The organism is Streptomyces pathocidini (assembly GCF_001418495.1).
Classification (GTDB): Bacteria; Actinomycetota; Actinomycetes; order Streptomycetales; family Streptomycetaceae; genus Streptomyces; species Streptomyces pathocidini.
In genome coordinates this window covers 1-7,014 of the sequence record NZ_LIQY01000223.1, presented here as the reverse complement: position 1 = coordinate 7,014, position 7,014 = coordinate 1, and the positions used below count along the sequence as shown (strand labels likewise).

Genomic DNA, 7,014 nt, shown 5'->3' with positions numbered 1-7,014 from the left:
CGGCGCTGCGCGACGCGGCCGCCGTGGTCTTCGACACCGACGGGGTCATCACCGACTCCGCGCGTGTCCACGCCGCGGCCTGGCAGACCGCGTTCGACGCCTGCCTGCGAGACCACCCGCCGCCGGACCCCGGGGCCCGCCGCCCCTTCGACCCGCGCGAGGACTACCGCCGGCACGTGGACGGCAAGGCCAGGCTCGACGGCGCCGCCGCCTTCCTCGCGGCCCGGGGCCTGCACCTGCCGCCCGGCACNNCCCGGCACCGGCACGGTGCACGCGGTGGCCGCGCTCAAGGAGCGGGAGTTCACCCGCCGGCTGCGCGAGCACGGCGCTGCCGCCTACCCCGGAACCCTGCGGCTGCTGGACGTTCTGGCCGCCCACCGCGTCCCGAGCGCCGCGGTCTCCGCCTCCCGGCACGCCCGGGAACTGCTCTCGGCGGCCGGTGTGCTGGACCGGTTCGCCGTCCTCGTGGACGGCAACGAGGCCGCCCGCCTCGGCCTGCCAGGCAAACCCCACCCCGCCCTGTTCCTGGAGGCCGCCCGCCACCTCGGCACCCCGGCCGAGCGCACGGCCGTCGTCGAGGACGCCCTCGCGGGTGTCCAGGCCGGCCGCCACGGCGGCTTCGCACCCGTCATCGGGGTCGACCGGATCCAGGGCCCCACCAGCTCCGAGGACCTGCGCAAGCACGGCGCGGACATCGTGGTCGGCGACCTCGGCGACCTCCTCACCCGCACCGCCCCAGGAGGTTGACCGTGCCCGAGTGGACCTGGGAGTACACCGGCTACGCGCCCGCCGACGAGCGGCTGCGGGAGTCCCTGTGCACGCTCGGCAACGGCTACTTCGCCACCCGCGGAGCCGCCCCCGAGGCCTTCGCCGACGACGTGCACTACCCCGGCACCTACGCCGCGGGCTGCTACAACCGGCTGGTGTCCCTGGTCTCCGGGCGCGAGGTCGAGAACGAGGACATGGTCAACCTGCCCAACTGGCTCCCGCTGCGCTTCCGCGTCCGCACCGAGGACGGCTCCGCCGCCTGGTTCTCCGCGGACGCCGACGAGCTCCTGGAGTACCGCCAGACCCTGGACCTGTACGCCGGCACCCTCACCCGCCGCATCCGGTACGAGGACGCCGACGGCCGGCGGATGCGCGTGCACCAGGTCCGCCTGGTCCACATGGGAGACCCCCATCTGGCCGCGCTGCGCACCGAGTTCACGCCCGAGGGCTGGTCGGGGGAGATCGAGGTGGAGTCCGCCCTCGACGGCGAGGTGGAGAACGCGGGCGTCAACCGCTACCGGGACCTGGACGGCCACCACCTCACCCACGTCCACACCGGCGCCATGGAGCCGGACACGGTCTGGCTGCGCTGCCGCACCACCACCTCCGACATCCGCGTCGGCATGGCCGCCCGCACCACCGTCACCGGCCCCGACCCCCTCGCGTCCCGGCTGCACCTGGGCCCGCTGCGCGTCACCCACCTCCTGCACGTCCCGGTCACCGCCGCCACCCCCACCACCGTCGACAAGGTCGTCTCGCTGCACACCTCCCACGACCCGGCGATCAGCGACCCGCTCGACGCCGCCGTCGACAACGTGGCGGCCGCCCCCGGCTTCGCCGGACTCCTGGAGTCCCAGCAGGCCGCGTGGGAACAGCTGTGGCGGCGGGCCGAGTTGGACGTCCCCGGCGAGGCCGGCACCATCCTGCGCCTGCACCTCTTCCACGTCCTGCAGACCCTGTCCCCGCACACCGCCGAGCTGGACGTGGGAGTCCCGGCCCGCGGGCTGCACGGCGAGGCCTACCGGGGACACGTCTTCTGGGACGAGCTGTTCGTGCTGCCCTATCTGAACCTGCACTTCCCCGAGGTCTCCCGGGCCCTGCTCAACTACCGCCACCGGCGGCTCCCCCAGGCCTGCCGGGCGGCCGGGGAGATCGGCCGCGCGGGAGCCATGTACCCGTGGCAGAGCGGCAGCGACGGCCGGGAGGAGACCCAGCAGCTGCACCTCAACCCCCGCTCCGGGCGCTGGCTGCCCGACCACTCCCACCTCCAGCACCACGTCGGCTCCGCCATCGCGTACAACGTGTGGCAGTACTGCGAGGCCACCGGCGACACCGAGTACCTCCAGACCAAGGGCGCCGAGACGCTGGTGCAGATCTCCCGCTTCTGGACCGACAGCGCCGTCTACGACCCGGGCCGCGACCGGTACAGCATCCACGGCGTGGTCGGCCCCGACGAGTACCACGAGCGCTACCCGGACGCCGAGCAACCGGGCCTGGACGACAACGCGTACACCAACGTGCTGGCCGCCTGGGTCCTCACCCGCACCCTCGACCTCGTCCGCGCCCTGCCCGAGCCGCGGCGGCGGGAGCTGCTGGAGAACCTCGGGGTGGCCGACGGCGAACCCGAGCGCTGGGAGGAGGTCTCGCGGCGGCTGACCGTACCGTTCCACCAGGGCGTCATCAGCCAGTTCGAGGGCTTCGGCGACCTCGCCGAACTCGACTGGGAGGGCTACCGCGCCCGGTACGGGGACATCCGGCGCCTGGACCGCATCCTGGAGGCCGAGGATGACACGGTCAACCGCTACCAGGCCTCCAAACAGGCCGACGTGCTGATGCTCGGCTACCTGTTCCAGCCCGCCGAACTGACAGCGCTCTTCCGGCAGCTGGGCTACGAGTTCGGCGACGACCTCTGGCACCGGACGGTCGACTACTACCTCCACCGCACCTCCCACGGCTCCACCCTCAGCGCCTTCGTCCACGGCTGGGTGCTGGCCCGCAACCGCCGAGGCGAGGCCTGGACGTTCGTACGGGAGGCCCTGGAGGGCGACGTCGCCGACCTCCAGGGCGGCACCACCGGCGAGGGCATCCACCTGGGCGCCATGGCCGGCACCCTCGACCTCGTACAGCGCGGCCTCACCGGGCTCGAGACCCGGGACGACGCCGTCTGGCTCGACCCCGTGCCCCTCCCCGAACTCTCCGAATACGGCTTCTCGCTGCGCTACCGCGGCCACTGGGGCGTGGACATGCGCCTGCGCCACGGCCGCCTGCGGATCAAGGTCCCCGCCTCCTGCGAACCCCCGATCCGCGTCATGCTCTCCGGTCGCTCCCTCACCGTCGCCCCCGGCGAATCCTTCACCCTGCGCCTGCCCTAGGGCCCCGTACGGGCGTCAGCGCCCCTTGCCCAGCCCGCGCACCTTGCGCTTTGCCCGCCGCACCACCCGGCGCACCCGGTACGTGGGCGACGGCTTGCCCGGGTCCTGCCGGTGCCGGTCCAGCTCCTCGGCCAGCCACTGGGAACGCCGCTCCACATCCAGCTCGTTGAGAATCCGATCCACGTTCGCCAGCAGCGCCCCGTGCAGCTCCCACCGGTCCGGCTCCCGCTCCGTCTCGATCCGCAGCAGCTCCGCGATCCGGTCCCGGTCCGCCCGCCCGTTCTCCAGCGCCTCGGCCAGCTGCCCCTCCGCGGCCTCCGCGTTGGTGCTGACCTGCGCGGTGATCAGCCGGCCGAAGCTGTCCACGGCGTCCGCGAGATGGGTGAACAGCTCGCTGAGCGCCCCGGCCACCTCACCCTCGTACACCGGCTCCGCGCGCCGCCGGTGCGAGAGATCCGTCAGCGAGCGGCACAGGGTCCGCAGCACCACACAGCAGATCTCGAGGGTGTCGAGCCCGCTGCGCAGCACCAGCCGCGCCAGCAGGCCCTCGCGCACCCGCGGGTTGAACCGCATGCTCTCGTCGGCCCGGTTCAGCGCCGCGTCCACGCCCGCCACGTCATCGTCGAGACCGCGGGCCTGGTGGAGCCAGCGCACCGCGTTCTCCCGGCGCGCCCCCTCCTCCAGCTCCCGGCTCATCCGCATCAGCAGCGCCCGCATGTCCCGGGCCAGTTCGGCGATGGCCTGGCCCGCCGGCTCCACGTACACGGGCGGGGCGATCACCAGGTTGAGCAGGATGCCGCAGGCGGCCCCGATCAGGGTCTCGCCCACCCGGTCCCAGGCCATCGCGGCCACATGGCTGACCCCGAGCACCAGCATCGCGCTGATCGCCACCTCGGGCACGAACTCGTCGACGCGCACGAGGTGTCCGAGTATCAGGGCGGAGCCGATGAGCAGGCCCAGGCTCCACCAGCTGAGCCCCACGAAGGTGGAGAAGGCCGAGGCGATCAGCACACCCGCGATCACGCTGTTGATCCGCCGGAAGCCGGTGGTCAGCGTCGCGTACAGGCTGACCTGGACGACCAGCAGCGCCGTCAGCGGCGCCAGCAGGGGCGGCGGCCCCGCGTTGATGAACCACTCGGCCGCCGCGTAGGCGAGGGTTGCCCCCACGGTGCATCGCACCGTCTGCACGACGATCGGCTCATTGCTCTTCTCGTTGACCTTCCGGGCGAGGTCGACGATGGAATCTGCAGCCACAGTTCCCATGTATCCCACGGGACAGCGGCGGCGGCATCCGGCGGCACACCCGGCGGGCGGGTCCGCCGGGAGGGTGGCACAGTGGCGGACATGTCGGCCTCTCCGCGCGCGGTCCACGGAGCGCCGTGCTGGGTGAGCTTGATGACGCGTGACCTGGAGGGCGCGCAGAGCTTCTACGGCGCGGTGCTCGGATGGACCTACCGTTCCGGTTCCTTCGGCCCCGAGTTCACCGTGGCCCTCGCCGACGGCGTGCCCGTCGCGGGCATGGGGGCACTCGCGCACACCATGGGCATCCCCGTCTCCTGGACCGCGTACTTCGCCGTCGACAGCGCCGACACCGCCGCCGCCCGGATCCGCGAGCGCGGCGCCACGGTCGCCGTCGGACCGCTGAGCATCGGCAAGGGCCGTGCCGCGCTGGCGGCCGACCCGGCGGGCGCGGTCTTCGGCTTCTGGGAGGGCGCGGTCGTCCCGGGCTGGCAGGTCGGCCGCGGCCGGGCCCCGGCCTGGCTGGAACTGCGCACCCGCGACGCCTTCGCCATGGCCATCTTCTACGGCCAGGTCTTCGACTGGGCCTCGGGCCGACCGGACGCCTGCGAGGTCGAGTACGAGCACGACGCGGTGATGGTACGGGCCGGCGGCCAGGTGGTCGCGGGGCTGCGCGGCGGGGGCGTGGAGGCCGACCCGGACCCGCAGGTCCGGCCGCGCTGGCACGTCTACTTCCGGGTGGCGGACGTCGACGCGGCCGCCGAAGCAGCGGTCGCCGCCGGTGGCACGGTCACGGCCGCGCCGGACCGGTCACGGGTCGGCCGCGCGGCCACTCTCCGCGACCCGCACGGCGGCCTGTTCACGGTCACCACGGGCAAGCCCTGACAGCACGGACGGCGGGAAGTCCCGGCCGATGCACGAGTGTGGCCCCCCGGGCGAACCCGGGGGGCCACAGTCATGTCAGCGCGTGGCTGAGCGTCAGGCCGCGATCAGCCTGGTCAGTACTTCTTCTTCTTGTCCTTCTTGTGGTAGTCCCTGTGCTCGGACGTCTTGACGATCTTCTTCTCGTCGTGGTAGGTGTCGGCGTTGAGGCAGGTGTTGCCGAACGCCGGGTTCAGAATTCCGATGACGCTGATCGTGTTGCCGCAGAGGTTGACCGGGATATTGACCGGAACCTGGACAACGTTGCCCGACAGGACACCCGGCGAACCGGCGGCGACGGCGTTCGTCCCGCCGTCGGCGGCGGCGACTCCGGCGGTGCCGGCGAGAACAGCACCCGCCGCGACGGTCACAGCGGCGGCCTTGGTGATGCGCGACATGTAGTCGTCTCCTTCTGCAGAAGCGTCTTTCGTCCGCTTGCGGACGGTAACGACACCGACAACGCGTGACGATGACCGGGGTTACGTGCGATGTGGCAAACCGGTGAACGAGCCGGTGGGCGGGCCGCCCGCCCCTCCGACGGCCGCCCCCTTCGACAGGCAGCCCCTTCCGACAGGCCGCTCCCGCCCACCCCGGTTAGCGTGAAGAACATGCAACCCGCGCTGCGCACGGACCGGCTCCTGGTGCGTGACTGGGCTGTCTCCGACGCCCGGGAGGCACTGGCCATCTACGGCGCGGAGGAAGTGGCGCACTGGCTGACGCCCGACATGCACCGGGTGGGGGACCTCGCGGCCATGCGCCACGTCCTCCAGGCCTGGGAGGAGGCCCAGCCGGGCCTGGTGCCTCCCTCGGGCCGGTGGGCCATCGAGCGGCTGGAGGACGGGCAGTTGGTCGGCGGCCTGGTCATCAGGATGCTCCCGCCCTACGAGGAGGACCTGGAGATCGGTTGGCAGCTGCGGCCCGGGGCCTGGGGGCACGGCTACGCGACGGAGGCCGGGGCGGCGCTCACCCGCTGGGCGTTCCGGCAGGGCGTGGACGAACTGTTCGCGGTTGCCCGCCCCAACAACCACAAGGCTGCGGCGACGGCGCGCAGGATCGGCATGGAGTGGGTCGGGGAGACCTCGAAGTACTACGAGATGCGGTTGAACGTGTACCGCATCCGCCCCTCCGACCTGCCCGACACCACGCACGCGTGACCGGAGGGGACGGGCCCGAACACGGCTGGTCCGGAACATGGCTGTGGCGCCCGCCGACGAACGGCGGGCGCCACAGCCACGGGCGCGGTGTTACGCGTTGACGCAGGTGTTGCCGAAGGCCGGGTTCAGCAGGCCGATCACGCTGACGGTGTTGCCGCAGATGTTGACCGGGACGTGGACGGGGACCTGGACGACGTTGCCGGAGAGGACGCCGGGGGACTTGACGGCAGCGCCATTGGCGCCGGAGTCGGCGGAGGCGGCACCGGCGGTGCCGGTCACCAGGGCGCCCGCGGCGACGGTCAGGAAGGCTGCCTTGAAGAATCGGGACATGGCAAGAAACTCATTTCTGAAGGTGCATCTGAACGGTGCAGAAAGGAATCCCCTAGCCCGTTCAGGGGCCGGGGATCTGATCAACGCACCACGTACGGGTGGGTTGTGCCCGGCGAACGTCTTTAGCCCGATCTGGTGAACCGGGCCGCGAACTCCCGTGCGGATCAGCGCTGTCGGCGGTCAGGACCACCAGGCCGCGGGCGGTGAGTGCCCCCGCGGCGAGCGCCGCG

Annotated in this window: 7 protein-coding genes and 1 pseudogene; 5 read left to right on the top strand and 3 right to left on the bottom strand. The window is 72.4% G+C overall.

What is annotated here, in order from left to right; genetic code table 11:
• Window positions 1-5: 5 nt before the first annotated feature.
• From AOK16_RS28190 to AOK16_RS12420, 3 genes and pseudogenes are all read left to right on the top strand, one after another.
• Window positions 6-240 (top strand): annotated as a pseudogene (locus AOK16_RS28190) (hydrolase); the annotation flags it as partial.
• A 12-nt stretch (window positions 241-252) separates the two neighbouring features.
• Window positions 253-747: HAD family hydrolase (locus AOK16_RS12425; protein ID WP_240483534.1), on the top strand; the 495-nt coding region annotated here is incomplete at its 5' end.
• Between the two features lie 2 nt (window positions 748-749).
• A complete protein-coding gene (locus tag AOK16_RS12420; protein ID WP_055472321.1) occupies window positions 750-3,140 on the top strand; it encodes a glycoside hydrolase family 65 protein in 2,391 nt (796 codons plus the stop codon).
• A 15-nt stretch (window positions 3,141-3,155) separates the two neighbouring features.
• Here AOK16_RS12420 and AOK16_RS12415 read toward each other — a convergent pair whose 3' ends face one another.
• Complete coding sequence (locus AOK16_RS12415; RefSeq protein ID WP_055472320.1) at window positions 3,156-4,403, bottom strand: FUSC family protein; 1,248 nt, start codon at window positions 4,401-4,403, stop codon at window positions 3,156-3,158.
• Window positions 4,404-4,535: 132 nt separating this feature from the next.
• Between AOK16_RS12415 and AOK16_RS12410 the strand changes: the two genes are divergently transcribed.
• Window positions 4,536-5,264 carry a glyoxalase/bleomycin resistance/extradiol dioxygenase family protein gene (locus AOK16_RS12410; RefSeq protein WP_055472319.1) on the top strand — a complete coding sequence of 243 codons (729 nt, stop codon included), beginning with the start codon at window positions 4,536-4,538 and terminating at the stop codon, window positions 5,262-5,264.
• A gap of 113 nt (window positions 5,265-5,377) precedes the next feature.
• Here the strand turns inward: AOK16_RS12410 and AOK16_RS12405 are convergent, their stop codons facing one another.
• Entirely contained in the window at window positions 5,378-5,698 is a 321-nt protein-coding gene (locus AOK16_RS12405) for a chaplin (protein ID WP_079101304.1), read from the bottom strand.
• 210 nt (window positions 5,699-5,908) lie between these two features.
• On the opposite strand from AOK16_RS12405, the gene AOK16_RS12400 reads away from it, so the two are divergent.
• Window positions 5,909-6,454, top strand: coding sequence for a GNAT family N-acetyltransferase (locus tag AOK16_RS12400; protein ID WP_055472322.1), 546 nt, complete (start codon window positions 5,909-5,911; stop codon window positions 6,452-6,454).
• A 90-nt stretch (window positions 6,455-6,544) separates the two neighbouring features.
• Here AOK16_RS12400 and AOK16_RS12395 read toward each other — a convergent pair whose 3' ends face one another.
• The gene (locus AOK16_RS12395) at window positions 6,545-6,784 is read right to left on the bottom strand and encodes a chaplin (RefSeq protein WP_055472318.1); all 240 of its coding nucleotides are present in this window, start codon (window positions 6,782-6,784) and stop codon (window positions 6,545-6,547) included.
• Between the last annotated feature and the right edge of the window lie 230 nt (window positions 6,785-7,014).